This is a genomic window from Pseudomonas sp. PvP027, assembly GCF_017833005.1.
Lineage (GTDB): Bacteria > Pseudomonadota > Gammaproteobacteria > Pseudomonadales > Pseudomonadaceae > Aquipseudomonas > Aquipseudomonas congelans.
This window is the reverse complement of the sequence record NZ_JAFIBK010000001.1, coordinates 159,098-182,021: the sequence shown is the minus strand read 5'-3', so window position 1 is coordinate 182,021 and position 22,924 is coordinate 159,098. Positions and strand designations below refer to the sequence as shown.

Below are 22,924 nucleotides of genomic sequence, written 5' to 3'. Positions count from 1 at the left end.
TCAGGAAAGCCAAAGAGGCCCGCAATTGTCATTGATCCAGCAAAGTCTGCTGGAGTCTGTAGAACGTACCCTGCGCATTCAGCGGAGTATTCGCCAAGTGCAACAAGACGATTGTCCGAGTCGAGACCTACGCAGAGTGGCAGCATGATTAAGCTCGCTTCATAGCATCAGAAAGCGGAGGAATGTCCTTACGACGACCTTGACGAGGGTCGCAAGTGAACTCCAGCCGACCATCACGAATATCAGCGATAACGTCACACTCGTAAGTGCCAGGCTGAGGAACTTGCGATTGACTCTCGGCATAGAAATCAGTCTTCTGAGGATAAGGGATACCGGGAAGGTGAACAAACGCCTGATACATGGTATAGGGCTTGCCAGATTTAGCAGCAGTACCACTACGGGCAATGCCGGTAACTTCGACCATGAGAGTTGGAAACTTTACAGCAGATGCAGTAGACATTATGTTGCCCCTTACAGTGTGGGAAGCCGAGAACTCAAGCTCGGATTGCGATATGCCCAGCCGGGCGGTGTTAAATTAGGTATACGGCGAAACGTTAAAAACTTACGCTTGGCTAATTGAGACTTGACTTGCTCAGCTGATGCAGCCTGTAAAAACAGACGCATAAGCGAGTTAACGAAAGCACTATCATCAGCGTTGCCAGAGTTAAAATTAACAAGCTCAGACTCCACGGCATAACGAAGTTGCTGGTATGAGAGACGGTCCATGTTATTGCTCCATATACCAAAGAACAAAGCAAGAACTGACAGCGACAGTTAATAAGGTAGTACCCCAAGTGGCTATATAAAATTCCATTAATAACCCATCCATTCAGCCATTGAAGGAGTACCTTTTTTTTGGCGATCAAGAAACCAGATACGCTCAGGTTTAGTGCCATGCTCTTTCCGAGCTTCGATTACAGCAAGTGTTTCAGTAACTTGCTGGGTCAGAACAGGGTTCATAAACTCACGAACGTGACGCTGCTGATCGAGCATGCGACGTTGCCCAGGTGAAAGCTGAATGCCTTGAAGGCTTACAGTCTTCATGCTGCCAACTGCAAATGATTAGGCCTACGATACCAAGCCGGAACAGGGAGGGAACTTTTTGTAACTTCACGACATTGACGGACAAAAACAGGTGCGTAACGCGAAGTATCACAAGCGTTACGTATGTTAATACCAATCCTGTTCAAGCGGGCTGCATGAGTTTCAAAGGCACGCTGAGATATGCCGTGAGGACTTCCAGACATCCATAGAATGGCCTGCGAAGCAGTTGCATTAGCTGATGCCCTACCCTTGCAAACGCCCTCCTCGATAAGCTTATCAGCAATACTCATAAGGTCCATTGCAGTTACCTTCATTCGTTGATCAAGACCAAGAAATTCATTATGTATAGTAATTAAGCGAGACTCATTAAACATGCCCCAATAGGCGAGTCCTTCACGCTTGAGATATTCGTTTTTAAGCTCTTGTTCCATACGAACAACGCCGTTAGAGGCGCAATAATCACGGACTTGCTTTACATAAGCGTACTCTTGGGAATTTTCACCAAAAGAACGTTTAATTTTAGGAAGACTATTTTGATCCATCTCAAAAGACTTATCATAAGACTTGCGATATTGAAGTCTACCACCTTGGCCATTACCTTTCGGAGTCCATGTAACGGTTCGACCGTTAGGATAAAGAAACCCAATACTATGTCCAATTCTTTGGGAAGACACACCACGAAGATAAGCAAGGCAGTTGCCTTCACCAAGAGCTATATTGGTAGTTAAATCAATACGCTCTATCTTGGCACCATCAGCAACAAGGTCACCGGATTTTGCGCCGGAAGCACCGTCACGCAGATAAACTTTAGTACAGCGAGTAAACGGAGGAAGGCCATATTGAGCAAGAAGAGCGTTATAAACAGAAACGCATTGGTCAATATTAGTAAATCCAAAAAGGTTATCAAGTCTTCCTATACGACTAGGATTTCCATCTATACGAATTTTCCTACCTTGAACATGAATAGTAACGGAAGTTGAATAAGACTCAGTGTGCTTAAACTTAGGTTGCTTGGTACTGATAACGTCACCGCTAAGCGTATCAACAGTCAGGAACTGAACGTCACACACAACCGGTAGGTCGTGGTCGTGTTCCTGAGAAATGCTGAGCCAGTCGATGAACATCCAAAAATTCCGTCAAGGTCCATATGTGGGGTGCAAAGCTACCTAATATGGATTGGTGGTGTCAAGCCATATGTGGACGGTAGAATGCCCGCATTTGGAAGCAACCGAAAAGACGGAGGGTATGATCATTGACTACAACCACTGAGCAAGGCTTGACGGACATGTCAGTCGCAGAAAACATCAAAAAGGCCCGAGAAAACAAAGGGTTGAAGATAGAAGAAGCTGCGTCCATATGTGGAATACCACTGGGCACATATCGCAAATACGAGGCGGGTTCTAGCCTGCCGACTGCGGATCCAATACGGGCCATGGCGAAGGGTTTTGGAGTTTCAACAGATGAGATACTGATGGAACCAGACGAACGGTCGGTGAAAGCGGAACTCAGAAAGCTGTTTTCTGTCGTGGCAACACTGCCTGAATGCCAACAGGCAGAGGTTAAAAGGGCGATAAAAGGTCTGGTAATGGTTTTCCAACAAGAGGACCTATCGCAATGATGAAAGACCGAAGAAGTCTTCGGTAAAGTGGGGGTGTAACAGCACCCCCACCCGCCAACCAGGAAAACGCCAAATGCAGGAGCAATGGAAAATCGTCGGAAAAGACGCCGTAGAGCTGATACAGATCTCGATAGAGGAGTGCCGAGTAACAATCAGATGCGGACCAGCAACAGGCTTCATGACGCGCTCAGACGAGCCACCAGAGGCACCAATCACGCTGCCTAACCGTGAAACAGCAGAAGCCCTGGCAACGATTCTGCGCAACACAACTCACGAAATATTCAAAACCGCAAAAGCCGTAAGAGCATAAAAGCCCTCCGCCTTCGCTACGAACAGGGGCTAGCCCCTGAAGCCCCAGGTGCTGCAAGGAAATTGCCTACGGGACCCGACAACCGACTGTGCTGTAAGTTTTGGGTCCGTTGCGGTAAAGCCTGGTAATCAGTGAAGGGATGGTGAAGCGAAGGAACGGTACCAAATCCGTTCCTGGGCAACGACCTCGATGCGCCGATCGGCGAACTCAGTGGTACCAAATCAATCAAGCAGATCAAGTTGGCCGGTTTTCTCAAGCAGAAGCGCGGCAGCAGATCGAGCACCTTCGATAACAGCTCTAAGGCGTGATATTTCATCCTTGAGTTGGTCAATCTCAAGAACAGCCAAGGCATTAGCGGTGACGTACATTCCATAACACTCAGCGGCATGAGCGTAGGCCTTAGCGCCGGTGTTCTTGCTGGTAAGTGATTTCAGCTTTTCAACGAAGTCAGGATCAGCATCAGTGATTTTGATGAGCATTTTGGTACCACTCCAGTTAACCAGGTGAAGATCCTGGGCGAGTTAATGGTACCAAATCTTATCGATAGAACACGTGGTTTGGTACCAAAAAACGCGCCGGCTGTCGCACCAGGAGAAACATAATGGTACCGATACGCATAATTGACGTTATGGGTAAATCGATCGCGGGGGCTGCGCAATAGTCCCGACGATCGATTCTGGCCGTTGGCCGCAAGTACCATAACGTCCTCACATTATGCGTACCCTTGGATTTTACCTGAACGTCGAGGTGATCACTTCGACGCGTCGCGGCCAGCGCGGCTCGAATCCTCGACCACAGTAAAACGTTGGCCGGTTGAAGCTGGAGACGTTGAGGTAGATACCGACGCTCTCGACGGCTCAGCAAGCTGAGACGCCTCGCGCATCGGTTTCAGGTCAGAAATGGTCTGGCGAGGAACCTTGCCAAAGTTGTCCAAGGCCAGGAACGAACCACGTAGACCACGCCTTGCTTACTGAGCTTGATGCCGTACTCGGTACGCTCAATGGTCCATCCGAGGGATGCTACAGCGGCGCGGTTAAAAGACTCTTTGATGCGATAGGAAGCGTCGAGGGCATCAATCTTGAACTCAAGCCATGGGCGAACATCACCCTCATACGGCGTGCGCTCAAGGACGGCAGCAAGCCTCAAGTCGTACTTACTGGCGAACTTGTCAAAGTAATCAAGAGGCTCTTCCTTTGGCTCTTTGGTTGCGTCAGTAGACAGCGAAGTAGATACGACATCATGAGTAACCTTGGAAACCTCAGACGCAGGCAAAACAGGGGTCTTAGGTACTTGCCCAGAAACAGGAACAATCGGAGTGGACTTCTGAGCCACATCAGACTTATGAAAAAAGCCCCAAACGTAATACATGGAATACGCGAGTAAGCAGCAAAATATAAACCCATATACTTTGTGCTTTGTCTGAAAGACGCCATAACGACTATCCTTGTAATTGTCCTTGTTTTGAGTTTCATCGCGATGAGACTTATAAAGCGGAAAGAACTCTTTCTTATATGGCTTCTTGCCTTCGGCAGTGCGCTTGAATCTGTTACGACCGGCATTGCTATAGCTGGCCCAGTGGAACATGTCCTCCTTACCCATCATGTCTAGTTTTGTATAGCGGGTATAGCGCTGCAAGCGCTTGCGCCAAGTGGTATGCAGCTCTGTGAGGTCCTGCCCCATGATGAGAATATCAATGCCGAAGTGGCCATGCTCAGTAACGAACTTTGCCCAATCAGCAGCAAGAGGCTGGCGATCCGGGGGCCAGAACTGGTTTATCTCATCCCATATCCAGAGCGAATCAGTGACGACATGCTTAAGAAATTGTTCCTTCACCCAGGGTACGACTTTCTCTTCCTCACCATCTTCAAACGGGTGCTCAAGCGTAATCAAGAGACGTTCAACTGTCGGGAGAGGGATAACACAATACTCAGATATGGCGGCCTTGTTGATGCCGTGAATATTGGTAATTACAGTGCGACCCTTGATAAGAGAGTCGACAATATGCTGCATAGACTCAAGACTTTTGCCTGAGCGCGGAAGACCTTCACTGCCAAATATCATGACCTATCCCCTACCCTTACCACTGACCAAGTGTCAGAGCTTTGCGTGTTAAACGGAAAGCAACACCAAGGCCGAGAATACCGATAGCCTGCGGGATGCCAAAGAGACTAACAAAGTAAAGAACAGTATCAGGCAGCGCATTAAACAACGTCTGCAAACTGTACTGAGTCAGAAAGCCGGGAACAGGTATCTTATTCAGAAGATATATAACACCATCGAGAAAGCCACCAAATATCTGTAATGGCAAATCTGACAGAAAGGCCATGAAGTCAATGAATATGCCGCCGAGCCATTCAAAGATGCGGCCGAACCATGCCAATAAAGCAGAAAACCAACTGGCTATTGTAGAGATAATCTGAGACATAATATTAACCTCAGTCTAAGAATGCTTGGCGGAATGCCAAGAAGGAACAAACAATCAACATAACAACAGACGCAGAAGACGCGATACTTGTAAACCATGACTGACAGTGAAAGTCGAATACAAGGTCGGTACTAAAAGAGGATTGAAAAACAGCGAAGCTCACCGGTGTTTCCCATACAGGACATCCAGAGCTAGCCGTGACGGTAAAGTAACCGGTAACAGCAGCAAACAATGGAATGGCAGCAACACGGCTTGCGTAACTGTCTAACTTCTGTTCCTTAGTGTCTTTGCTCTTTTCGTAAAGCTTTTTATATGCAGGTCCGTCACATTTCTCACCTACACACGGAGAAGCGGCAATATCTTCTTCTGGCTCATCTTCTGGAGTTTCCTCCGGCGTAGCCTCATCAGACGGTTGTTCTTCCTGAGTAGTGGTTTCAACAGGGACGCCGTTTTTAACAGTAGTACTCTTGCTGCTTTGATTGAAGGTATAGGAACTAGGCGAATAAGACATATTGTAAGTGGTGGTGGTATTGGTAACAGTCTGGGAGGTAGTTCCATCTGGGTTAGCAGTTGTAGTGGTCTTTGTTACAGTGCCACCATCAACAGTTTTAGGGCCTACAAGATTATCGTTCTTTGGACTCTGATCGCGAAGCGATTGATAGCAGCCGTTAGGATTATTAGAACCTTGGCATGCTTCTTTAAGCAGGTTTTTGACAAATTCAGAATTCTGGGCGTCGATGAAGTTATCCATCAGACCAAAATCAGTATCGGTAAGCGGACCAGCTTGAGGCTGGGCGGATATACACGCGCCAGTTGAACCCTCATAAGTACTATTAGCCGGGCAACCTTCACCAGCCCTAGAGGTATTCCACTGGTTAATATTCATAGGGTTATCTGCGTTAACCCATTCGCACTGGGCCTGAAAACCATAAATACCAAGAACACGAACATTACCGGCAGGAAACATTTCGGATGCCATAGCCCTACATCCATCTAAGGCAGAACTAGCTCCGTAACGAATATCAGGACCACCAGCTTGACTTGATCGCCATCCGTATTGGGCAGGCAAGTTTGTTACAGGGCCGGGAACGCCAGAGCCGGTCTTGACGACTGCACCATCTTTCATAACCCAATCAAGACCAGAGAGAATGCCACTCATAGCAACACCGGCAAGTAATGCAGGAACTCCGCCTCTGACAAGACCTTTTGCAGCACCCTTAATAGTATTTAAACCGAAGGAAGGACCACCAAGTATTCCGCGAACAGGAATATTCTTAGTGGGTGCAGGAATAAACTCGCCTTCAATAGCGGTACTAAGCGTGAGACGACCCTCGGTAATAGACGGAGTGCCTTTTGCAACTTGTTGAGCAAGAGAAGGAAGCGTTACGTTTTTTGTACCAGCCTCTACGACCGGAAGAACGCAACACAGCAGCAACCACCCGCTAAGAAGCCGCCAAACGTTGCCAAAACGAGCCATATCATTTACTCACCAGTATATTAAAAGAATAAAAAAGGGCTCCCGGAGGAACCCTCTGGACGCTGTAGCGGGGATCAGAAGAAGCTGGCAACTTTGTTGACAGCCCATTTTGCGAAGTTCGGCGCGATCTTGACGACACCCATCGCAACGATAGCGGCAACAGCGCCGGTCGAGGCAACATCGGAAATCATCGAACCGTAGTCCGGTTCAGCGGCCGAGGCAGCAGTGGAAACGACCAGTGCGGTTGCAGATGCAGCAACAGCGAACTGAGTTTTGGACATGGAGAACAGCGCTTTGAGTTGTTTCATAGTTCTTCTACCTGAGTGGTGCTTGAGAAAAAGCCGGAGACTTCTCCGACAGTTGAAGCAACGGCGGCCAAGAAAATTACAAGGCCGAATGCCGTTGAAAAAGCGAGCCCGAACGCTACCGGATCAGGAAAGCCAAAGAGGCCCGCAATTGTCATTGATCCAGCAAAGTCTGCTGGAGTCTGTAGAACGTACCCTGCGCATTCAGCGGAGTATTCGCCAAGTGCAACAAGACGATTGTCCGAGTCGAGACCTACGCAGAGTGGCAGCATGATTAAGCTCGCTTCATAGCATCAGAAAGCGGAGGAATGTCCTTACGACGACCTTGACGAGGGTCGCAAGTGAACTCCAGCCGACCATCACGAATATCAGCGATAACGTCACACTCGTAAGTGCCAGGCTGAGGAACTTGCGATTGACTCTCGGCATAGAAATCAGTCTTCTGAGGATAAGGGATACCGGGAAGGTGAACAAACGCCTGATACATGGTATAGGGCTTGCCAGATTTAGCAGCAGTACCACTACGGGCAATGCCGGTAACTTCGACCATGAGAGTTGGAAACTTTACAGCAGATGCAGTAGACATTATGTTGCCCCTTACAGTGTGGGAAGCCGAGAACTCAAGCTCGGATTGCGATATGCCCAGCCGGGCGGTGTTAAATTAGGTATACGGCGAAACGTTAAAAACTTACGCTTGGCTAATTGAGACTTGACTTGCTCAGCTGATGCAGCCTGTAAAAACAGACGCATAAGCGAGTTAACGAAAGCACTATCATCAGCGTTGCCAGAGTTAAAATTAACAAGCTCAGACTCCACGGCATAACGAAGTTGCTGGTATGAGAGACGGTCCATGTTATTGCTCCATATACCAAAGAACAAAGCAAGAACTGACAGCGACAGTTAATAAGGTAGTACCCCAAGTGGCTATATAAAATTCCATTAATAACCCATCCATTCAGCCATTGAAGGAGTACCTTTTTTTTGGCGATCAAGAAACCAGATACGCTCAGGTTTAGTGCCATGCTCTTTCCGAGCTTCGATTACAGCAAGTGTTTCAGTAACTTGCTGGGTCAGAACAGGGTTCATAAACTCACGAACGTGACGCTGCTGATCGAGCATGCGACGTTGCCCAGGTGAAAGCTGAATGCCTTGAAGGCTTACAGTCTTCATGCTGCCAACTGCAAATGATTAGGCCTACGATACCAAGCCGGAACAGGGAGGGAACTTTTTGTAACTTCACGACATTGACGGACAAAAACAGGTGCGTAACGCGAAGTATCACAAGCGTTACGTATGTTAATACCAATCCTGTTCAAGCGGGCTGCATGAGTTTCAAAGGCACGCTGAGATATGCCGTGAGGACTTCCAGACATCCATAGAATGGCCTGCGAAGCAGTTGCATTAGCTGATGCCCTACCCTTGCAAACGCCCTCCTCGATAAGCTTATCAGCAATACTCATAAGGTCCATTGCAGTTACCTTCATTCGTTGATCAAGACCAAGAAATTCATTATGTATAGTAATTAAGCGAGACTCATTAAACATGCCCCAATAGGCGAGTCCTTCACGCTTGAGATATTCGTTTTTAAGCTCTTGTTCCATACGAACAACGCCGTTAGAGGCGCAATAATCACGGACTTGCTTTACATAAGCGTACTCTTGGGAATTTTCACCAAAAGAACGTTTAATTTTAGGAAGACTATTTTGATCCATCTCAAAAGACTTATCATAAGACTTGCGATATTGAAGTCTACCACCTTGGCCATTACCTTTCGGAGTCCATGTAACGGTTCGACCGTTAGGATAAAGAAACCCAATACTATGTCCAATTCTTTGGGAAGACACACCACGAAGATAAGCAAGGCAGTTGCCTTCACCAAGAGCTATATTGGTAGTTAAATCAATACGCTCTATCTTGGCACCATCAGCAACAAGGTCACCGGATTTTGCGCCGGAAGCACCGTCACGCAGATAAACTTTAGTACAGCGAGTAAACGGAGGAAGGCCATATTGAGCAAGAAGAGCGTTATAAACAGAAACGCATTGGTCAATATTAGTAAATCCAAAAAGGTTATCAAGTCTTCCTATACGACTAGGATTTCCATCTATACGAATTTTCCTACCTTGAACATGAATAGTAACGGAAGTTGAATAAGACTCAGTGTGCTTAAACTTAGGTTGCTTGGTACTGATAACGTCACCGCTAAGCGTATCAACAGTCAGGAACTGAACGTCACACACAACCGGTAGGTCGTGGTCGTGTTCCTGAGAAATGCTGAGCCAGTCGATGAACATCCAAAAATTCCGTCAAGGTCCATATGTGGGGTGCAAAGCTACCTAATATGGATTGGTGGTGTCAAGCCATATGTGGACGGTAGAATGCCCGCATTTGGAAGCAACCGAAAAGACGGAGGGTATGATCATTGACTACAACCACTGAGCAAGGCTTGACGGACATGTCAGTCGCAGAAAACATCAAAAAGGCCCGAGAAAACAAAGGGTTGAAGATAGAAGAAGCTGCGTCCATATGTGGAATACCACTGGGCACATATCGCAAATACGAGGCGGGTTCTAGCCTGCCGACTGCGGATCCAATACGGGCCATGGCGAAGGGTTTTGGAGTTTCAACAGATGAGATACTGATGGAACCAGACGAACGGTCGGTGAAAGCGGAACTCAGAAAGCTGTTTTCTGTCGTGGCAACACTGCCTGAATGCCAACAGGCAGAGGTTAAAAGGGCGATAAAAGGTCTGGTAATGGTTTTCCAACAAGAGGACCTATCGCAATGATGAAAGACCGAAGAAGTCTTCGGTAAAGTGGGGGTGTAACAGCACCCCCACCCGCCAACCAGGAAAACGCCAAATGCAGGAGCAATGGAAAATCGTCGGAAAAGACGCCGTAGAGCTGATACAGATCTCGATAGAGGAGTGCCGAGTAACAATCAGATGCGGACCAGCAACAGGCTTCATGACGCGCTCAGACGAGCCACCAGAGGCACCAATCACGCTGCCTAACCGTGAAACAGCAGAAGCCCTGGCAACGATTCTGCGCAACACAACTCACGAAATATTCAAAACCGCAAAAGCCGTAAGAGCATAAAAGCCCTCCGCCTTCGCTACGAACAGGGGCTAGCCCCTGAAGCCCCAGGTGCTGCAAGGAAATTGCCTACGGGACCCGACAACCGACTGTGCTGTAAGTTTTGGGTCCGTTGCGGTAAAGCCTGGTAATCAGTGAAGGGATGGTGAAGCGAAGGAACGGTACCAAATCCGTTCCTGGGCAACGACCTCGATGCGCCGATCGGCGAACTCAGTGGTACCAAATCAATCAAGCAGATCAAGTTGGCCGGTTTTCTCAAGCAGAAGCGCGGCAGCAGATCGAGCACCTTCGATAACAGCTCTAAGGCGTGATATTTCATCCTTGAGTTGGTCAATCTCAAGAACAGCCAAGGCATTAGCGGTGACGTACATTCCATAACACTCAGCGGCATGAGCGTAGGCCTTAGCGCCGGTGTTCTTGCTGGTAAGTGATTTCAGCTTTTCAACGAAGTCAGGATCAGCATCAGTGATTTTGATGAGCATTTTGGTACCACTCCAGTTAACCAGGTGAAGATCCTGGGCGAGTTAATGGTACCAAATCTTATCGATAGAACACGTGGTTTGGTACCAAAAAACGCGCCGGCTGTCGCACCAGGAGAAACATAATGGTACCGATACGCATAATTGACGTTATGGGTAAATCGATCGCCGGGGGCTGCGCAATAGTCCCGACGATCGATTCTGGCCGTTGGCCGCAAGTACCATAACGTCCTCACATTATGCGTACCCTTGGATTTTACCTGAACGTCGAGGTGATCACTTCGACGCGTCGCGGCCAGCGCGGCTCGAATCCTCGACCACAGTAAAACGTTGGCCGGTTGAAGCTGGAGACGTTGAGGTAGATACCGACGCTCTCGACGGCTCAGCAAGCTGAGACGCCTCGCGCATCGGTTTCAGGTCAGAAATGGTCTGGCGAGGAACCTTGCCAAAGTTGTCCAGAGGCCAGGAACGAACCACGTAGACCACGCCTTGCTTACTGAGCTTGATGCCGTACTCGGTACGCTCAATGGTCCATCCGAGGGATGCTACAGCGGCGCGGTTAAAAGACTCTTTGATGCGATAGGAAGCGTCGAGGGCATCAATCTTGAACTCAAGCCATGGGCGAACATCACCCTCATACGGCGTGCGCTCAAGGACGGCAGCAAGCCTCAAGTCGTACTTACTGGCGAACTTGTCAAAGTAATCAAGAGGCTCTTCCTTTGGCTCTTTGGTTGCGTCAGTAGACAGCGAAGTAGATACGACATCATGAGTAACCTTGGAAACCTCAGACGCAGGCAAAACAGGGGTCTTAGGTACTTGCCCAGAAACAGGAACAATCGGAGTGGACTTCTGAGCCACATCAGACTTATGAAAAAAGCCCCAAACGTAATACATGGAATACGCGAGTAAGCAGCAAAATATAAACCCATATACTTTGTGCTTTGTCTGAAAGACGCCATAACGACTATCCTTGTAATTGTCCTTGTTTTGAGTTTCATCGCGATGAGACTTATAAAGCGGAAAGAACTCTTTCTTATATGGCTTCTTGCCTTCGGCAGTGCGCTTGAATCTGTTACGACCGGCATTGCTATAGCTGGCCCAGTGGAACATGTCCTCCTTACCCATCATGTCTAGTTTTGTATAGCGGGTATAGCGCTGCAAGCGCTTGCGCCAAGTGGTATGCAGCTCTGTGAGGTCCTGCCCCATGATGAGAATATCAATGCCGAAGTGGCCATGCTCAGTAACGAACTTTGCCCAATCAGCAGCAAGAGGCTGGCGATCCGGGGGCCAGAACTGGTTTATCTCATCCCATATCCAGAGCGAATCAGTGACGACATGCTTAAGAAATTGTTCCTTCACCCAGGGTACGACTTTCTCTTCCTCACCATCTTCAAACGGGTGCTCAAGCGTAATCAAGAGACGTTCAACTGTCGGGAGAGGGATAACACAATACTCAGATATGGCGGCCTTGTTGATGCCGTGAATATTGGTAATTACAGTGCGACCCTTGATAAGAGAGTCGACAATATGCTGCATAGACTCAAGACTTTTGCCTGAGCGCGGAAGACCTTCACTGCCAAATATCATGACCTATCCCCTACCCTTACCACTGACCAAGTGTCAGAGCTTTGCGTGTTAAACGGAAAGCAACACCAAGGCCGAGAATACCGATAGCCTGCGGGATGCCAAAGAGACTAACAAAGTAAAGAACAGTATCAGGCAGCGCATTAAACAACGTCTGCAAACTGTACTGAGTCAGAAAGCCGGGAACAGGTATCTTATTCAGAAGATATATAACACCATCGAGAAAGCCACCAAATATCTGTAATGGCAAATCTGACAGAAAGGCCATGAAGTCAATGAATATGCCGCCGAGCCATTCAAAGATGCGGCCGAACCATGCCAATAAAGCAGAAAACCAACTGGCTATTGTAGAGATAATCTGAGACATAATATTAACCTCAGTCTAAGAATGCTTGGCGGAATGCCAAGAAGGAACAAACAATCAACATAACAACAGACGCAGAAGACGCGATACTTGTAAACCATGACTGACAGTGAAAGTCGAATACAAGGTCGGTACTAAAAGAGGATTGAAAAACAGCGAAGCTCACCGGTGTTTCCCATACAGGACATCCAGAGCTAGCCGTGACGGTAAAGTAACCGGTAACAGCAGCAAACAATGGAATGGCAGCAACACGGCTTGCGTAACTGTCTAACTTCTGTTCCTTAGTGTCTTTGCTCTTTTCGTAAAGCTTTTTATATGCAGGTCCGTCACATTTCTCACCTACACACGGAGAAGCGGCAATATCTTCTTCTGGCTCATCTTCTGGAGTTTCCTCCGGCGTAGCCTCATCAGACGGTTGTTCTTCCTGAGTAGTGGTTTCAACAGGGACGCCGTTTTTAACAGTAGTACTCTTGCTGCTTTGATTGAAGGTATAGGAACTAGGCGAATAAGACATATTGTAAGTGGTGGTGGTATTGGTAACAGTCTGGGAGGTAGTTCCATCTGGGTTAGCAGTTGTAGTGGTCTTTGTTACAGTGCCACCATCAACAGTTTTAGGGCCTACAAGATTATCGTTCTTTGGACTCTGATCGCGAAGCGATTGATAGCAGCCGTTAGGATTATTAGAACCTTGGCATGCTTCTTTAAGCAGGTTTTTGACAAATTCAGAATTCTGGGCGTCGATGAAGTTATCCATCAGACCAAAATCAGTATCGGTAAGCGGACCAGCTTGAGGCTGGGCGGATATACACGCGCCAGTTGAACCCTCATAAGTACTATTAGCCGGGCAACCTTCACCAGCCCTAGAGGTATTCCACTGGTTAATATTCATAGGGTTATCTGCGTTAACCCATTCGCACTGGGCCTGAAAACCATAAATACCAAGAACACGAACATTACCGGCAGGAAACATTTCGGATGCCATAGCCCTACATCCATCTAAGGCAGAACTAGCTCCGTAACGAATATCAGGACCACCAGCTTGACTTGATCGCCATCCGTATTGGGCAGGCAAGTTTGTTACAGGGCCGGGAACGCCAGAGCCGGTCTTGACGACTGCACCATCTTTCATAACCCAATCAAGACCAGAGAGAATGCCACTCATAGCAACACCGGCAAGTAATGCAGGAACTCCGCCTCTGACAAGACCTTTTGCAGCACCCTTAATAGTATTTAAACCGAAGGAAGGACCACCAAGTATTCCGCGAACAGGAATATTCTTAGTGGGTGCAGGAATAAACTCGCCTTCAATAGCGGTACTAAGCGTGAGACGACCCTCGGTAATAGACGGAGTGCCTTTTGCAACTTGTTGAGCAAGAGAAGGAAGCGTTACGTTTTTTGTACCAGCCTCTACGACCGGAAGAACGCAACACAGCAGCAACCACCCGCTAAGAAGCCGCCAAACGTTGCCAAAACGAGCCATATCATTTACTCACCAGTATATTAAAAGAATAAAAAAGGGCTCCCGGAGGAACCCTCTGGACGCTGTAGCGGGGATCAGAAGAAGCTGGCAACTTTGTTGACAGCCCATTTTGCGAAGTTCGGCGCGATCTTGACGACACCCATCGCAACGATAGCGGCAACAGCGCCGGTCGAGGCAACATCGGAAATCATCGAACCGTAGTCCGGTTCAGCGGCCGAGGCAGCAGTGGAAACGACCAGTGCGGTTGCAGATGCAGCAACAGCGAACTGAGTTTTGGACATGGAGAACAGCGCTTTGAGTTGTTTCATAGTTCTTCTACCTGAGTGGTGCTTGAGAAAAAGCCGGAGACTTCTCCGACAGTTGAAGCAACGGCGGCCAAGAAAATTACAAGGCCGAATGCCGTTGAAAAAGCGAGCCCGAACGCTACCGGATCAGGAAAGCCAAAGAGGCCCGCAATTGTCATTGATCCAGCAAAGTCTGCTGGAGTCTGTAGAACGTACCCTGCGCATTCAGCGGAGTATTCGCCAAGTGCAACAAGACGATTGTCCGAGTCGAGACCTACGCAGAGTGGCAGCATGATTAAGCTCGCTTCATAGCATCAGAAAGCGGAGGAATGTCCTTACGACGACCTTGACGAGGGTCGCAAGTGAACTCCAGCCGACCATCACGAATATCAGCGATAACGTCACACTCGTAAGTGCCAGGCTGAGGAACTTGCGATTGACTCTCGGCATAGAAATCAGTCTTCTGAGGATAAGGGATACCGGGAAGGTGAACAAACGCCTGATACATGGTATAGGGCTTGCCAGATTTAGCAGCAGTACCACTACGGGCAATGCCGGTAACTTCGACCATGAGAGTTGGAAACTTTACAGCAGATGCAGTAGACATTATGTTGCCCCTTACAGTGTGGGAAGCCGAGAACTCAAGCTCGGATTGCGATATGCCCAGCCGGGCGGTGTTAAATTAGGTATACGGCGAAACGTTAAAAACTTACGCTTGGCTAATTGAGACTTGACTTGCTCAGCTGATGCAGCCTGTAAAAACAGACGCATAAGCGAGTTAACGAAAGCACTATCATCAGCGTTGCCAGAGTTAAAATTAACAAGCTCAGACTCCACGGCATAACGAAGTTGCTGGTATGAGAGACGGTCCATGTTATTGCTCCATATACCAAAGAACAAAGCAAGAACTGACAGCGACAGTTAATAAGGTAGTACCCCAAGTGGCTATATAAAATTCCATTAATAACCCATCCATTCAGCCATTGAAGGAGTACCTTTTTTTTGGCGATCAAGAAACCAGATACGCTCAGGTTTAGTGCCATGCTCTTTCCGAGCTTCGATTACAGCAAGTGTTTCAGTAACTTGCTGGGTCAGAACAGGGTTCATAAACTCACGAACGTGACGCTGCTGATCGAGCATGCGACGTTGCCCAGGTGAAAGCTGAATGCCTTGAAGGCTTACAGTCTTCATGCTGCCAACTGCAAATGATTAGGCCTACGATACCAAGCCGGAACAGGGAGGGAACTTTTTGTAACTTCACGACATTGACGGACAAAAACAGGTGCGTAACGCGAAGTATCACAAGCGTTACGTATGTTAATACCAATCCTGTTCAAGCGGGCTGCATGAGTTTCAAAGGCACGCTGAGATATGCCGTGAGGACTTCCAGACATCCATAGAATGGCCTGCGAAGCAGTTGCATTAGCTGATGCCCTACCCTTGCAAACGCCCTCCTCGATAAGCTTATCAGCAATACTCATAAGGTCCATTGCAGTTACCTTCATTCGTTGATCAAGACCAAGAAATTCATTATGTATAGTAATTAAGCGAGACTCATTAAACATGCCCCAATAGGCGAGTCCTTCACGCTTGAGATATTCGTTTTTAAGCTCTTGTTCCATACGAACAACGCCGTTAGAGGCGCAATAATCACGGACTTGCTTTACATAAGCGTACTCTTGGGAATTTTCACCAAAAGAACGTTTAATTTTAGGAAGACTATTTTGATCCATCTCAAAAGACTTATCATAAGACTTGCGATATTGAAGTCTACCACCTTGGCCATTACCTTTCGGAGTCCATGTAACGGTTCGACCGTTAGGATAAAGAAACCCAATACTATGTCCAATTCTTTGGGAAGACACACCACGAAGATAAGCAAGGCAGTTGCCTTCACCAAGAGCTATATTGGTAGTTAAATCAATACGCTCTATCTTGGCACCATCAGCAACAAGGTCACCGGATTTTGCGCCGGAAGCACCGTCACGCAGATAAACTTTAGTACAGCGAGTAAACGGAGGAAGGCCATATTGAGCAAGAAGAGCGTTATAAACAGAAACGCATTGGTCAATATTAGTAAATCCAAAAAGGTTATCAAGTCTTCCTATACGACTAGGATTTCCATCTATACGAATTTTCCTACCTTGAACATGAATAGTAACGGAAGTTGAATAAGACTCAGTGTGCTTAAACTTAGGTTGCTTGGTACTGATAACGTCACCGCTAAGCGTATCAACAGTCAGGAACTGAACGTCACACACAACCGGTAGGTCGTGGTCGTGTTCCTGAGAAATGCTGAGCCAGTCGATGAACATCCAAAAATTCCGTCAAGGTCCATATGTGGGGTGCAAAGCTACCTAATATGGATTGGTGGTGTCAAGCCATATGTGGACGGTAGAATGCCCGCATTTGGAAGCAACCGAAAAGACGGAGGGTATGATCATTGACTACAACCACTGAGCAAGGCTTGACGGACATGTCAGTCGCAGAAAACATCAAAAAGGCCCGAGAAAACAAAGGGTTGAAGATAGAAGAAGCTGCGTCCATATGTGGAATACCACTGGGCACATATCGCAAATACGAGGCGGGTTCTAGCCTGCCGACTGCGGATCCAATACGGGCCATGGCGAAGGGTTTTGGAGTTTCAACAGATGAGATACTGATGGAACCAGACGAACGGTCGGTGAAAGCGGAACTCAGAAAGCTGTTTTCTGTCGTGGCAACACTGCCTGAATGCCAACAGGCAGAGGTTAAAAGGGCGATAAAAGGTCTGGTAATGGTTTTCCAACAAGAGGACCTATCGCAATGATGAAAGACCGAAGAAGTCTTCGGTAAAGTGGGGGTGTAACAGCACCCCCACCCGCCAACCAGGAAAACGCCAAATGCAGGAGCAATGGAAAATCGTCGGAAAAGACGCCGTAGAGCTGATACAGATCTCGATAGAGGAGTGCCGAGTAACAATCAGATGCGGACCAGCAACAGGCTTCATGACGCGCTCAGACGAGCCACCAGAGGCACCAATCACGCTGCCTAACCGTGAAACAGCAGAAGCCCTGGCAACGATTCTGCGCAACACAACTCACGAAATATTCAAAACCGCAAAAGCCGTAAGAGCATAAAAGCCCTCCGCCTTCGCTACGAACAGGGGCTAGCCCCTGAAGCCCCAGGTGCTGCAAGGAAATTGCCTACGGGACCCGACAACCGACTGTGCTGTAAGTTTTGGGTCCGTTGCGGTAAAGCCTGGTAATCAGTGAAGGGATGGTGAAGCGAAGGAACGGTACCAAATCCGTTCCTGGGCAACGACCTCGATGCGCCGATCGGCGAACTCAGTGGTACCAAATCAATCAAGCAGATCAAGTTGGCCGGTTTTCTCAAGCAGAAGCGCGGCAGCAGATCGAGCACCTTCGATAACAGCTCTAAGGCGTGATATTTCATCCTTGAGTTGGTCAATCTCAAGAACAGCCAAGGCATTAGCGGTGACGTACATTCCATAACACTCAGCGGCATGAGCGTAGGCCTTAGCGCCGGTGTTCTTGCTGGTAAGTGATTTCAGCTTTTCAACGAAGTCAGGATCAGCATCAGTGATTTTGATGAGCATTTTGGTACCACTCCAGTTAACCAGGTGAAGATCCTGGGCGAGTTAATGGTACCAAATCTTATCGATAGAACACGTGGTTTGGTACCAAAAAACGCGCCGGCTGTCGCACCAGGAGAAACATAATGGTACCGATACGCATAATTGACGTTATGGGTAAATCGATCGCCGGGGGCTGCGCAATAGTCCCGACGATCGATTCTGGCCGTTGGCCGCAAGTACCATAACGTCCTCACATTATGCGTAACTAGATGTTACGTAATCTAGGCCAGTGCCCAGCGCATTTCAGCAGGAAAAGGCAGTGCTCGGAAGTAAAGATGCACATAAAACGTGAAGTGATCGGTTGAAATCAAGCCATCTGACCCATTTCTAATCTTTACTGACGCACTTCCTTGCGTCTCCCTCCATTTCGACTCTTTACTGGCCAATCCTAACAAAATCCTATAAATCATAGCTTTAGCCAAGCGACTACCGTTTCCTGATCCATTTCGACTCTTTACCGACATGATTTCGAGCGTCTCCTTCCATTTCGAGTCTTTGCTGGCAAGATTCGCGGTTTTCTCCTTCCATTTCTAATCTTTACTGATACGAATCTATTTCCTGCTCTCATTTCGACTGATTACTGTCAGATTGCAGCATGATTCACCACTTAATGCGCAGTAATACGCAGCAAATGGCTTGTGTTCAGCCTATGTTGGTGGTGCATACTGATCCAAACTCACCGACTCCCGTGATGAAGCATGCGAAGAACCCGCGCTGTACTCGAGCTGTTCGCGCTGGGGATGGATTCAACGCTGGCTGAAACCCTTCAAGCCGCTGAATGGACGATCCCAAAGCTGCGCAAGCAAAGTGACTGGGATCTGATGCAGCTAGGGATCAGCGCTGAAATCAGGCAATCCCTTCAGCTGTGTGATCCTCCAGCCATACCAGTAGACACGCTGAGTGAGGTGCTCGAAGCTAACCGCGCAATGTGCTGTATCTGTCGACTGCACAATCAAATCATCGTAGCTCACACTATTGTCCCGCTGGACGCCGGCGGCAGCCACTCAGCGCAAAACATAGCGATCCTATGTCAGTATCATCACATCGAGGCACTCAGCGAGGCTCAAAGAACTCGTTCCGTTGGAATTCCTCCGACCATCGACCGGCTGGTCTCTGCCAAGAAAACTTGGGAACACTATTACGAAGAGCCGGACTTGGTTTCAGTAAAGCAACGTGCCAGCAGGCCCGGTGAAGTTAACTGGTGGTACTTCAACCTGTTGGAGCTTTGTGAAATTGTTAAAGCTAAAGCTCAGTTGAATCAACTCCCAAGCTTCCATTCGGTATTCAAGAATGGCTTGTGTAACGAAGAAGGAATCCCGGTTCAAGCGCCCAATGCACCTTCCCTCTACCAAGGCACTGGCGGCTTGGCCCTGTACGCTTATATGTTTGAGGTCTTGTTCGAACTCTTGGGAACACAATCTTTGAGGAGTATCTATTCTACAGATCGACAGTCTTCGGTGGTTGGAACAGTGAAAAAAGGGAATCTGATCTGCTTTCAGGGAGAGCATGTTTTCGAAGAATTCCCATCCGTGAACACCGATCGGCACCTGATTCGAAGCACAAGTAGGTTCAGGCGTATGGAAGTCAGCTTCGTCTTTGATTTAGATGAAAGCACCTCAAAACTGGCTAAAACAATGTGGCTCTGCGGCCAAAAAGAGATGGCCAGCATCATCTTGGTGACCCAGGCTGGGTACGTTGGTACCACGTACTGTATTGTTGGTAATGTTCTGGCTATAAGAAGTGCGAGTGATCGAGTGAAAGGCTAGATTGAATCGTATGAAGTATTAGCGTCATAATAAAGCGTACGACACCCCTGCTCCACTGATTCCTCCCCGCATCAACCCTGCTCGATTGCCTCCTGATTAAAAGTTCTCGTCCCCTCGCTCAATTGCTCGGTCGCCCAATGCCTTGACTGTCGCCTTGATCATCTCCAAGTTCAGTCCATATCCAATAAGATAGGAGCGGGATTTCTGCGCTGGGTTAGTGCCAGCATCTTCTCCATAAATGCGTCTGGAAAGATCTGCGTAGCTATTTGAGGTCAAAGCCACACCGATGACGTAGTTTAACTGGTTCTGCTCGAACAGATTCAGTTCATGAGCCGGGAGGACAATGCTGACGTAATCAACCGTGGCTGACTTGTCAGAGCTCGAGGAAGTCGTCCGTTCAGCTTCAAGGTGACCGCTTGCTCCAGGCGCCCGCCATTTGGCCCTCAGCGTGTGGATCTCTGTATCAACGATAACTTCGGAGATTACTCCGTCAACAGAGCGCGTAATCATGCGTTCGACAGAAGCCGACAAATCTCGGAAATTTGCCGTCCACAGAGCTTCATCTGACGTCGCGAATGCCAGGTACTGTTTGAGCGCTTTCGCTGAAAACCGCTGGTCATCCGGCAACTGGTTTGTCGACTTCCGGATCTCATGTGCGAGGTTCGACTCAATGTCTTCAGGGCGATCACGCAGCGACGGCATCCGAAACTCCCAAGTTGAAAGACGGGCCAGCAGGTCTGTTCTGAACTGGCCCTTTTTGACCAACTCATGAAGATTCTTGTTGGAAGCTGCAATCAACTGAAAGTCGCATTTGACGGGAGCCCTAGAGCCCAGCGGCGTGACCAGCTTGTCCTCCATCACTTGGAGGAGCACCGCCTGCTCGGACAGCCCGAGCTCATCGATGTTGTCGAGGAACAAGATCCCCTCGTGTGCAAATCGTAGCTCGCCCTTTGCCGAGCCTGTGAAGCCTATCAGAGCTCCGTCCTTGTGACCGAACAGCGCAGACATTGCCGAGATATCCTTCAGAGCAATGCAGTTCACTTCAACAAAACGCTCGACTACCAGGTTACTTCTCGCCCTAACCTGATGTACCCGACGCGCCATGGCTGTTTTTCCGGAGCCCGAAGGGCCCGTAAGCAAGATTGGACTGCGCGACCGCAACACAGTGGCTTGAATGTTGACGACCATCTCGTTATAGGCGTTGTTGTGCGTGACAATATTGCCCTTGAGTACTTCGATACCAGCAGCGTTGCCGAGGGGATATTGATTGAGGATGGCATCGTATCTCGAGAGATCCGGATCGATGAGCTCCACCTTTGAGGCGAGATCATCTGTCTTCGCATCGAGGCACTCAACAAGCCTCACGGGCCAGCGGTCGGTGGCGGCAAGGGTACAGAAGCACATCAGCTGGATCGGCGTGCAGGTCGTAATGTTGAGGTAGTAACGGTGAGCACGGTCAAACTGGAAATCGTTAGCAAATCGGAGCAAGGTCATGTACGTCGCGTTCAGGCTTGGAGGGCTCAGTGGCATCTCTATCAATTGAACGTCAAAATCACTTCGCATGCGCTTGGCATCTTCCTCAACCAAGGTCGCCAAGGCTTCGTCACGTTTTTCGTAGAGAAGAATCAATCGATCAATCGGCGGTTCGCTGGCCGTTGCGACCCCGGGGTTGGGACGCCATTTGGTCAGGCGTTTTTCGCTGGTACCACCGTCCAGAGAAGTGCTGAGATACGAAATCATGATCGACTTTGACATATGCCGCCTTGTTTATCCCCTACGCTAGTGCGCCCCAGAGTTAAACATGCCGACGGCCGAACCTCGTAGAGGTTTTTTCGTGCATTGGGCATCGTGCTGCTGGTACAGCTGCTGGGCACCAGACTGCACCCACGAAGGCTCCAGTTCGCTTTGCTCTGCTGCAGGCCGCTGAGGGTATCGAATCCATGACTTAACTGAATATTGAAGAGGTCATTCAGCGGTCAGCCAGCGAGATTGCGTCCCATCCTGAAAAACACGTCATCAAGCCAGCGGTTATAGGCCGCTTGTGACGCTGGGATGAGCAACTGCCGTTCAACAATGTGTTCCTCTTGTCGATGCGGCATCGAGAGACTGCTCGATACGACGGTCGGCGGCTCTTGGAAAAGCTTGTAGGAGATGTCAGTCAGGGAAAGCTGGAACCACCCTCCTCGGCCATGCGTGATCAGTCCGAATGCAGCCTCGGCCAGTTTTCGCACTCGGCTAGGAGAAATGTAATGGCCGGCAAAAGGGTCATGGTTGGATGTGGGGACAGTGAGGGCAGCCGTGAACCAGGCCATTCCGGAATCATGGTGACGCCATGCCACAGTGCCCGCATCTATGCCGGTTAAATCGCCCTGATCGAAATCCTTGTACCCGTCCTTCACTGAGCTTAAGCCCGCCTGGCAGAGCTTGAGGAAGAACGTTTCGTGTTCGGAATGCACCTGGCGCAGAGTACCGGAAAGTTCTGGCTGAGGTAGGAAGGCTATCTCGATGCGGGTATCGCGACTCCAATTATTCCAGTGCCTCTGGCCATGACCTTGGTGCTGCTGAAGGCGCTCAACAAACTCGTGCTCTGAAATCGCGGCACGCGTCACGTTGAGCTGATGCAGCGCCTGAACGATAGCGTCTGACAGCTCGTGTTCGTTGCAAAAGGTCGCCCGGAACAGCCCATCGACATAGTCCGATACCTCCCATCTGAACGCCTCCTGCGGCCCCTCGACCGGAACGTCCTGAAGGAAGGCAAGCACCCTCTTCCCACCTGCCCTCGCACGACGAAATTCCTGCTGGGTCACCGACTCCCCGCTTGGAGTTTTGAAGCCAAAATCGGCCCCCAGAATCACAATGACCACGTCAGCCTGGTCGACCTCGGTCATGCATGCGACTTCTGACGAGTCGGGTCGAGCACCGAAATCCTCGCACATGATGGTCTGATGCTGGAGCAGCCCTACGGCTTTTCGGGCAGAGGCTCGATATGCCTCGAAGCCACGTACAACGGAGCTGATAAAAACCTTCACAAATAACCCCCCACACAGCTTCATCCG

General features: G+C 48.8%; 32 protein-coding genes. 7 read left to right on the top strand and 25 right to left on the bottom strand.

Annotation, left to right across the window (positions count from 1 at the left end):
- Window positions 1-148: 148 nt before the first annotated feature.
- From JOE33_RS00890 to JOE33_RS00875, 4 genes are all read right to left on the bottom strand, one after another.
- Window positions 149-460, bottom strand: coding sequence for a propanediol utilization protein (locus tag JOE33_RS00890; protein ID WP_209924011.1), 312 nt, complete (start codon window positions 458-460; stop codon window positions 149-151).
- 11 nt (window positions 461-471) lie between these two features.
- Entirely contained in the window at window positions 472-726 is a 255-nt protein-coding gene (locus JOE33_RS00885; RefSeq protein ID WP_209924010.1) for a hypothetical protein, read from the bottom strand.
- An 87-nt stretch (window positions 727-813) separates the two neighbouring features.
- Complete coding sequence (locus tag JOE33_RS00880; protein ID WP_209924009.1) at window positions 814-1,044, bottom strand: hypothetical protein; 231 nt, start codon at window positions 1,042-1,044, stop codon at window positions 814-816.
- On the bottom strand, window positions 1,041-2,168 hold the full coding sequence (locus JOE33_RS00875) for a phage/plasmid replication protein (protein ID WP_209924008.1): 1,128 nt from the start codon (window positions 2,166-2,168) through the stop codon (window positions 1,041-1,043). The genes JOE33_RS00880 and JOE33_RS00875 overlap by 4 nt, the downstream gene beginning before the upstream one ends.
- 161 nt (window positions 2,169-2,329) lie before the next feature.
- On the opposite strand from JOE33_RS00875, the gene JOE33_RS00870 reads away from it, so the two are divergent.
- Window positions 2,330-2,662: a helix-turn-helix transcriptional regulator gene (locus tag JOE33_RS00870; RefSeq protein WP_004404656.1), complete on the top strand. Its 333-nt coding sequence runs from the start codon at window positions 2,330-2,332 to the stop codon at window positions 2,660-2,662.
- 73 nt (window positions 2,663-2,735) lie between these two features.
- Complete coding sequence (locus tag JOE33_RS00865; protein ID WP_209924007.1) at window positions 2,736-2,972, top strand: hypothetical protein; 237 nt, start codon at window positions 2,736-2,738, stop codon at window positions 2,970-2,972.
- Between the two features lie 221 nt (window positions 2,973-3,193).
- Here JOE33_RS00865 and JOE33_RS00860 read toward each other — a convergent pair whose 3' ends face one another.
- The 9 genes from JOE33_RS00860 to JOE33_RS00820 form a co-directional block, all read right to left on the bottom strand.
- Window positions 3,194-3,451 carry a hypothetical protein gene (locus JOE33_RS00860; RefSeq protein WP_209924006.1) on the bottom strand — a complete coding sequence of 86 codons (258 nt, stop codon included), beginning with the start codon at window positions 3,449-3,451 and terminating at the stop codon, window positions 3,194-3,196.
- 409 nt (window positions 3,452-3,860) lie between these two features.
- Entirely contained in the window at window positions 3,861-5,033 is a 1,173-nt protein-coding gene (locus tag JOE33_RS00855; RefSeq protein WP_209924016.1) for a zonular occludens toxin domain-containing protein, read from the bottom strand.
- Between the two features lie 16 nt (window positions 5,034-5,049).
- Window positions 5,050-5,397 carry a DUF2523 family protein gene (locus tag JOE33_RS00850; protein WP_209924014.1) on the bottom strand — a complete coding sequence of 116 codons (348 nt, stop codon included), beginning with the start codon at window positions 5,395-5,397 and terminating at the stop codon, window positions 5,050-5,052.
- 10 nt (window positions 5,398-5,407) lie between these two features.
- Window positions 5,408-6,874 carry a hypothetical protein gene (locus JOE33_RS00845; RefSeq protein WP_209924013.1) on the bottom strand — a complete coding sequence of 489 codons (1,467 nt, stop codon included), beginning with the start codon at window positions 6,872-6,874 and terminating at the stop codon, window positions 5,408-5,410.
- A gap of 74 nt (window positions 6,875-6,948) precedes the next feature.
- Window positions 6,949-7,182 carry a hypothetical protein gene (locus JOE33_RS00840; RefSeq protein ID WP_209924012.1) on the bottom strand — a complete coding sequence of 78 codons (234 nt, stop codon included), beginning with the start codon at window positions 7,180-7,182 and terminating at the stop codon, window positions 6,949-6,951.
- Between the two features lie 271 nt (window positions 7,183-7,453).
- Window positions 7,454-7,765, bottom strand: a complete 312-nt coding sequence (locus JOE33_RS00835; protein ID WP_209924011.1) for a propanediol utilization protein — start codon at window positions 7,763-7,765, stop codon at window positions 7,454-7,456.
- An 11-nt stretch (window positions 7,766-7,776) separates the two neighbouring features.
- A complete protein-coding gene (locus JOE33_RS00830) occupies window positions 7,777-8,031 on the bottom strand; it encodes a hypothetical protein (protein WP_209924010.1) in 255 nt (84 codons plus the stop codon).
- A gap of 87 nt (window positions 8,032-8,118) precedes the next feature.
- Window positions 8,119-8,349, bottom strand: coding sequence for a hypothetical protein (locus JOE33_RS00825; protein ID WP_209924009.1), 231 nt, complete (start codon window positions 8,347-8,349; stop codon window positions 8,119-8,121).
- Entirely contained in the window at window positions 8,346-9,473 is a 1,128-nt protein-coding gene (locus JOE33_RS00820) for a phage/plasmid replication protein (RefSeq protein ID WP_209924008.1), read from the bottom strand. The genes JOE33_RS00825 and JOE33_RS00820 overlap by 4 nt, the downstream gene beginning before the upstream one ends.
- Window positions 9,474-9,634: 161 nt before the next feature.
- On the opposite strand from JOE33_RS00820, the gene JOE33_RS00815 reads away from it, so the two are divergent.
- Together JOE33_RS00815 and JOE33_RS00810 are read left to right on the top strand one after the other, a co-directional pair.
- The gene (locus JOE33_RS00815; RefSeq protein WP_004404656.1) at window positions 9,635-9,967 is read left to right on the top strand and encodes a helix-turn-helix transcriptional regulator; all 333 of its coding nucleotides are present in this window, start codon (window positions 9,635-9,637) and stop codon (window positions 9,965-9,967) included.
- A 73-nt stretch (window positions 9,968-10,040) separates the two neighbouring features.
- Window positions 10,041-10,277, top strand: coding sequence for a hypothetical protein (locus tag JOE33_RS00810; protein WP_209924007.1), 237 nt, complete (start codon window positions 10,041-10,043; stop codon window positions 10,275-10,277).
- 221 nt (window positions 10,278-10,498) lie between these two features.
- Here the strand turns inward: JOE33_RS00810 and JOE33_RS00805 are convergent, their stop codons facing one another.
- The 9 genes from JOE33_RS00805 to JOE33_RS00765 all read right to left on the bottom strand — a co-directional run bounded on the left by JOE33_RS00805 (window position 10,499) and on the right by JOE33_RS00765 (window position 16,780).
- Window positions 10,499-10,756, bottom strand: a complete 258-nt coding sequence (locus tag JOE33_RS00805) for a hypothetical protein (RefSeq protein ID WP_209924006.1) — start codon at window positions 10,754-10,756, stop codon at window positions 10,499-10,501.
- A gap of 273 nt (window positions 10,757-11,029) precedes the next feature.
- Entirely contained in the window at window positions 11,030-12,340 is a 1,311-nt protein-coding gene (locus JOE33_RS00800) for a zonular occludens toxin domain-containing protein (protein ID WP_209924015.1), read from the bottom strand.
- A 16-nt stretch (window positions 12,341-12,356) separates the two neighbouring features.
- The gene (locus JOE33_RS00795; RefSeq protein ID WP_209924014.1) at window positions 12,357-12,704 is read right to left on the bottom strand and encodes a DUF2523 family protein; all 348 of its coding nucleotides are present in this window, start codon (window positions 12,702-12,704) and stop codon (window positions 12,357-12,359) included.
- Window positions 12,705-12,714: 10 nt separating this feature from the next.
- On the bottom strand, window positions 12,715-14,181 hold the full coding sequence (locus JOE33_RS00790; RefSeq protein WP_209924013.1) for a hypothetical protein: 1,467 nt from the start codon (window positions 14,179-14,181) through the stop codon (window positions 12,715-12,717).
- 74 nt (window positions 14,182-14,255) lie between these two features.
- Entirely contained in the window at window positions 14,256-14,489 is a 234-nt protein-coding gene (locus JOE33_RS00785; protein ID WP_209924012.1) for a hypothetical protein, read from the bottom strand.
- A 271-nt stretch (window positions 14,490-14,760) separates the two neighbouring features.
- Window positions 14,761-15,072: a propanediol utilization protein gene (locus tag JOE33_RS00780; protein WP_209924011.1), complete on the bottom strand. Its 312-nt coding sequence runs from the start codon at window positions 15,070-15,072 to the stop codon at window positions 14,761-14,763.
- 11 nt (window positions 15,073-15,083) lie between these two features.
- Window positions 15,084-15,338 carry a hypothetical protein gene (locus tag JOE33_RS00775; RefSeq protein WP_209924010.1) on the bottom strand — a complete coding sequence of 85 codons (255 nt, stop codon included), beginning with the start codon at window positions 15,336-15,338 and terminating at the stop codon, window positions 15,084-15,086.
- A gap of 87 nt (window positions 15,339-15,425) precedes the next feature.
- Window positions 15,426-15,656 carry a hypothetical protein gene (locus JOE33_RS00770; RefSeq protein ID WP_209924009.1) on the bottom strand — a complete coding sequence of 77 codons (231 nt, stop codon included), beginning with the start codon at window positions 15,654-15,656 and terminating at the stop codon, window positions 15,426-15,428.
- The gene (locus JOE33_RS00765) at window positions 15,653-16,780 is read right to left on the bottom strand and encodes a phage/plasmid replication protein (protein ID WP_209924008.1); all 1,128 of its coding nucleotides are present in this window, start codon (window positions 16,778-16,780) and stop codon (window positions 15,653-15,655) included. The genes JOE33_RS00770 and JOE33_RS00765 overlap by 4 nt, the downstream gene beginning before the upstream one ends.
- A gap of 161 nt (window positions 16,781-16,941) precedes the next feature.
- Between JOE33_RS00765 and JOE33_RS00760 the strand changes: the two genes are divergently transcribed.
- Both JOE33_RS00760 and JOE33_RS00755 read left to right on the top strand, forming a co-directional pair.
- The gene (locus tag JOE33_RS00760) at window positions 16,942-17,274 is read left to right on the top strand and encodes a helix-turn-helix transcriptional regulator (protein ID WP_004404656.1); all 333 of its coding nucleotides are present in this window, start codon (window positions 16,942-16,944) and stop codon (window positions 17,272-17,274) included.
- Window positions 17,275-17,347: 73 nt separating this feature from the next.
- Window positions 17,348-17,584 (top strand): hypothetical protein, encoded by a 237-nt coding sequence (locus JOE33_RS00755; RefSeq protein ID WP_209924007.1) that lies wholly within the window; start codon window positions 17,348-17,350, stop codon window positions 17,582-17,584.
- A 221-nt stretch (window positions 17,585-17,805) separates the two neighbouring features.
- On the opposite strand, the gene JOE33_RS00750 is transcribed toward JOE33_RS00755, so the two are convergent.
- Window positions 17,806-18,063: a hypothetical protein gene (locus JOE33_RS00750; protein ID WP_209924006.1), complete on the bottom strand. Its 258-nt coding sequence runs from the start codon at window positions 18,061-18,063 to the stop codon at window positions 17,806-17,808.
- Between the two features lie 737 nt (window positions 18,064-18,800).
- Here JOE33_RS00750 and JOE33_RS00745 point away from each other — a divergent pair.
- The gene (locus tag JOE33_RS00745) at window positions 18,801-19,868 is read left to right on the top strand and encodes an HNH endonuclease signature motif containing protein (RefSeq protein WP_010434728.1); all 1,068 of its coding nucleotides are present in this window, start codon (window positions 18,801-18,803) and stop codon (window positions 19,866-19,868) included.
- Between the two features lie 96 nt (window positions 19,869-19,964).
- Here the strand turns inward: JOE33_RS00745 and JOE33_RS00740 are convergent, their stop codons facing one another.
- Entirely contained in the window at window positions 19,965-21,623 is a 1,659-nt protein-coding gene (locus JOE33_RS00740) for an RNA repair transcriptional activator RtcR family protein (RefSeq protein ID WP_010434726.1), read from the bottom strand.
- 221 nt (window positions 21,624-21,844) lie between these two features.
- Window positions 21,845-22,921: a DUF4062 domain-containing protein gene (locus tag JOE33_RS00735; RefSeq protein ID WP_010434725.1), complete on the bottom strand. Its 1,077-nt coding sequence runs from the start codon at window positions 22,919-22,921 to the stop codon at window positions 21,845-21,847.
- Window positions 22,922-22,924 lie beyond the last annotated feature (3 nt).

Bases quoted from the DNA above. Each gene is read 5' to 3' on its own strand.
- JOE33_RS00755 (WP_209924007.1), top strand. From the start codon at position 17,348: ATGCAGGAGCAATGGAAAATCGTCGGAAAAGACGCCGTAGAGCTGATA.
- JOE33_RS00890 (WP_209924011.1), bottom strand. From the start codon at position 460: ATGTCTACTGCATCTGCTGTAAAGTTTCCAACTCTCATGGTCGAAGTT.
- JOE33_RS00850 (WP_209924014.1), bottom strand. From the start codon at position 5,397: ATGTCTCAGATTATCTCTACAATAGCCAGTTGGTTTTCTGCTTTATTG.
- JOE33_RS00835 (WP_209924011.1), bottom strand. From the start codon at position 7,765: ATGTCTACTGCATCTGCTGTAAAGTTTCCAACTCTCATGGTCGAAGTT.
- JOE33_RS00750 (WP_209924006.1), bottom strand. From the start codon at position 18,063: ATGCTCATCAAAATCACTGATGCTGATCCTGACTTCGTTGAAAAGCTG.
- JOE33_RS00780 (WP_209924011.1), bottom strand. From the start codon at position 15,072: ATGTCTACTGCATCTGCTGTAAAGTTTCCAACTCTCATGGTCGAAGTT.
- JOE33_RS00805 (WP_209924006.1), bottom strand. From the start codon at position 10,756: ATGCTCATCAAAATCACTGATGCTGATCCTGACTTCGTTGAAAAGCTG.
- JOE33_RS00790 (WP_209924013.1), bottom strand. From the start codon at position 14,181: ATGGCTCGTTTTGGCAACGTTTGGCGGCTTCTTAGCGGGTGGTTGCTG.
- JOE33_RS00880 (WP_209924009.1), bottom strand. From the start codon at position 1,044: ATGAAGACTGTAAGCCTTCAAGGCATTCAGCTTTCACCTGGGCAACGT.
- JOE33_RS00865 (WP_209924007.1), top strand. From the start codon at position 2,736: ATGCAGGAGCAATGGAAAATCGTCGGAAAAGACGCCGTAGAGCTGATA.
- JOE33_RS00860 (WP_209924006.1), bottom strand. From the start codon at position 3,451: ATGCTCATCAAAATCACTGATGCTGATCCTGACTTCGTTGAAAAGCTG.
- JOE33_RS00830 (WP_209924010.1), bottom strand. From the start codon at position 8,031: ATGGACCGTCTCTCATACCAGCAACTTCGTTATGCCGTGGAGTCTGAG.
- JOE33_RS00775 (WP_209924010.1), bottom strand. From the start codon at position 15,338: ATGGACCGTCTCTCATACCAGCAACTTCGTTATGCCGTGGAGTCTGAG.
- JOE33_RS00855 (WP_209924016.1), bottom strand. From the start codon at position 5,033: ATGATATTTGGCAGTGAAGGTCTTCCGCGCTCAGGCAAAAGTCTTGAG.
- JOE33_RS00815 (WP_004404656.1), top strand. From the start codon at position 9,635: ATGTCAGTCGCAGAAAACATCAAAAAGGCCCGAGAAAACAAAGGGTTG.
- JOE33_RS00885 (WP_209924010.1), bottom strand. From the start codon at position 726: ATGGACCGTCTCTCATACCAGCAACTTCGTTATGCCGTGGAGTCTGAG.
- JOE33_RS00870 (WP_004404656.1), top strand. From the start codon at position 2,330: ATGTCAGTCGCAGAAAACATCAAAAAGGCCCGAGAAAACAAAGGGTTG.
- JOE33_RS00770 (WP_209924009.1), bottom strand. From the start codon at position 15,656: ATGAAGACTGTAAGCCTTCAAGGCATTCAGCTTTCACCTGGGCAACGT.
- JOE33_RS00810 (WP_209924007.1), top strand. From the start codon at position 10,041: ATGCAGGAGCAATGGAAAATCGTCGGAAAAGACGCCGTAGAGCTGATA.
- JOE33_RS00825 (WP_209924009.1), bottom strand. From the start codon at position 8,349: ATGAAGACTGTAAGCCTTCAAGGCATTCAGCTTTCACCTGGGCAACGT.
- JOE33_RS00795 (WP_209924014.1), bottom strand. From the start codon at position 12,704: ATGTCTCAGATTATCTCTACAATAGCCAGTTGGTTTTCTGCTTTATTG.
- JOE33_RS00760 (WP_004404656.1), top strand. From the start codon at position 16,942: ATGTCAGTCGCAGAAAACATCAAAAAGGCCCGAGAAAACAAAGGGTTG.
- JOE33_RS00800 (WP_209924015.1), bottom strand. From the start codon at position 12,340: ATGATATTTGGCAGTGAAGGTCTTCCGCGCTCAGGCAAAAGTCTTGAG.
- JOE33_RS00785 (WP_209924012.1), bottom strand. From the start codon at position 14,489: ATGAAACAACTCAAAGCGCTGTTCTCCATGTCCAAAACTCAGTTCGCT.
- JOE33_RS00765 (WP_209924008.1), bottom strand. From the start codon at position 16,780: ATGTTCATCGACTGGCTCAGCATTTCTCAGGAACACGACCACGACCTA.
- JOE33_RS00840 (WP_209924012.1), bottom strand. From the start codon at position 7,182: ATGAAACAACTCAAAGCGCTGTTCTCCATGTCCAAAACTCAGTTCGCT.
- JOE33_RS00845 (WP_209924013.1), bottom strand. From the start codon at position 6,874: ATGGCTCGTTTTGGCAACGTTTGGCGGCTTCTTAGCGGGTGGTTGCTG.
- JOE33_RS00820 (WP_209924008.1), bottom strand. From the start codon at position 9,473: ATGTTCATCGACTGGCTCAGCATTTCTCAGGAACACGACCACGACCTA.
- JOE33_RS00740 (WP_010434726.1), bottom strand. From the start codon at position 21,623: ATGTCAAAGTCGATCATGATTTCGTATCTCAGCACTTCTCTGGACGGT.
- JOE33_RS00875 (WP_209924008.1), bottom strand. From the start codon at position 2,168: ATGTTCATCGACTGGCTCAGCATTTCTCAGGAACACGACCACGACCTA.
- JOE33_RS00735 (WP_010434725.1), bottom strand. From the start codon at position 22,921: ATGAAGCTGTGTGGGGGGTTATTTGTGAAGGTTTTTATCAGCTCCGTT.
- JOE33_RS00745 (WP_010434728.1), top strand. From the start codon at position 18,801: ATGCGAAGAACCCGCGCTGTACTCGAGCTGTTCGCGCTGGGGATGGAT.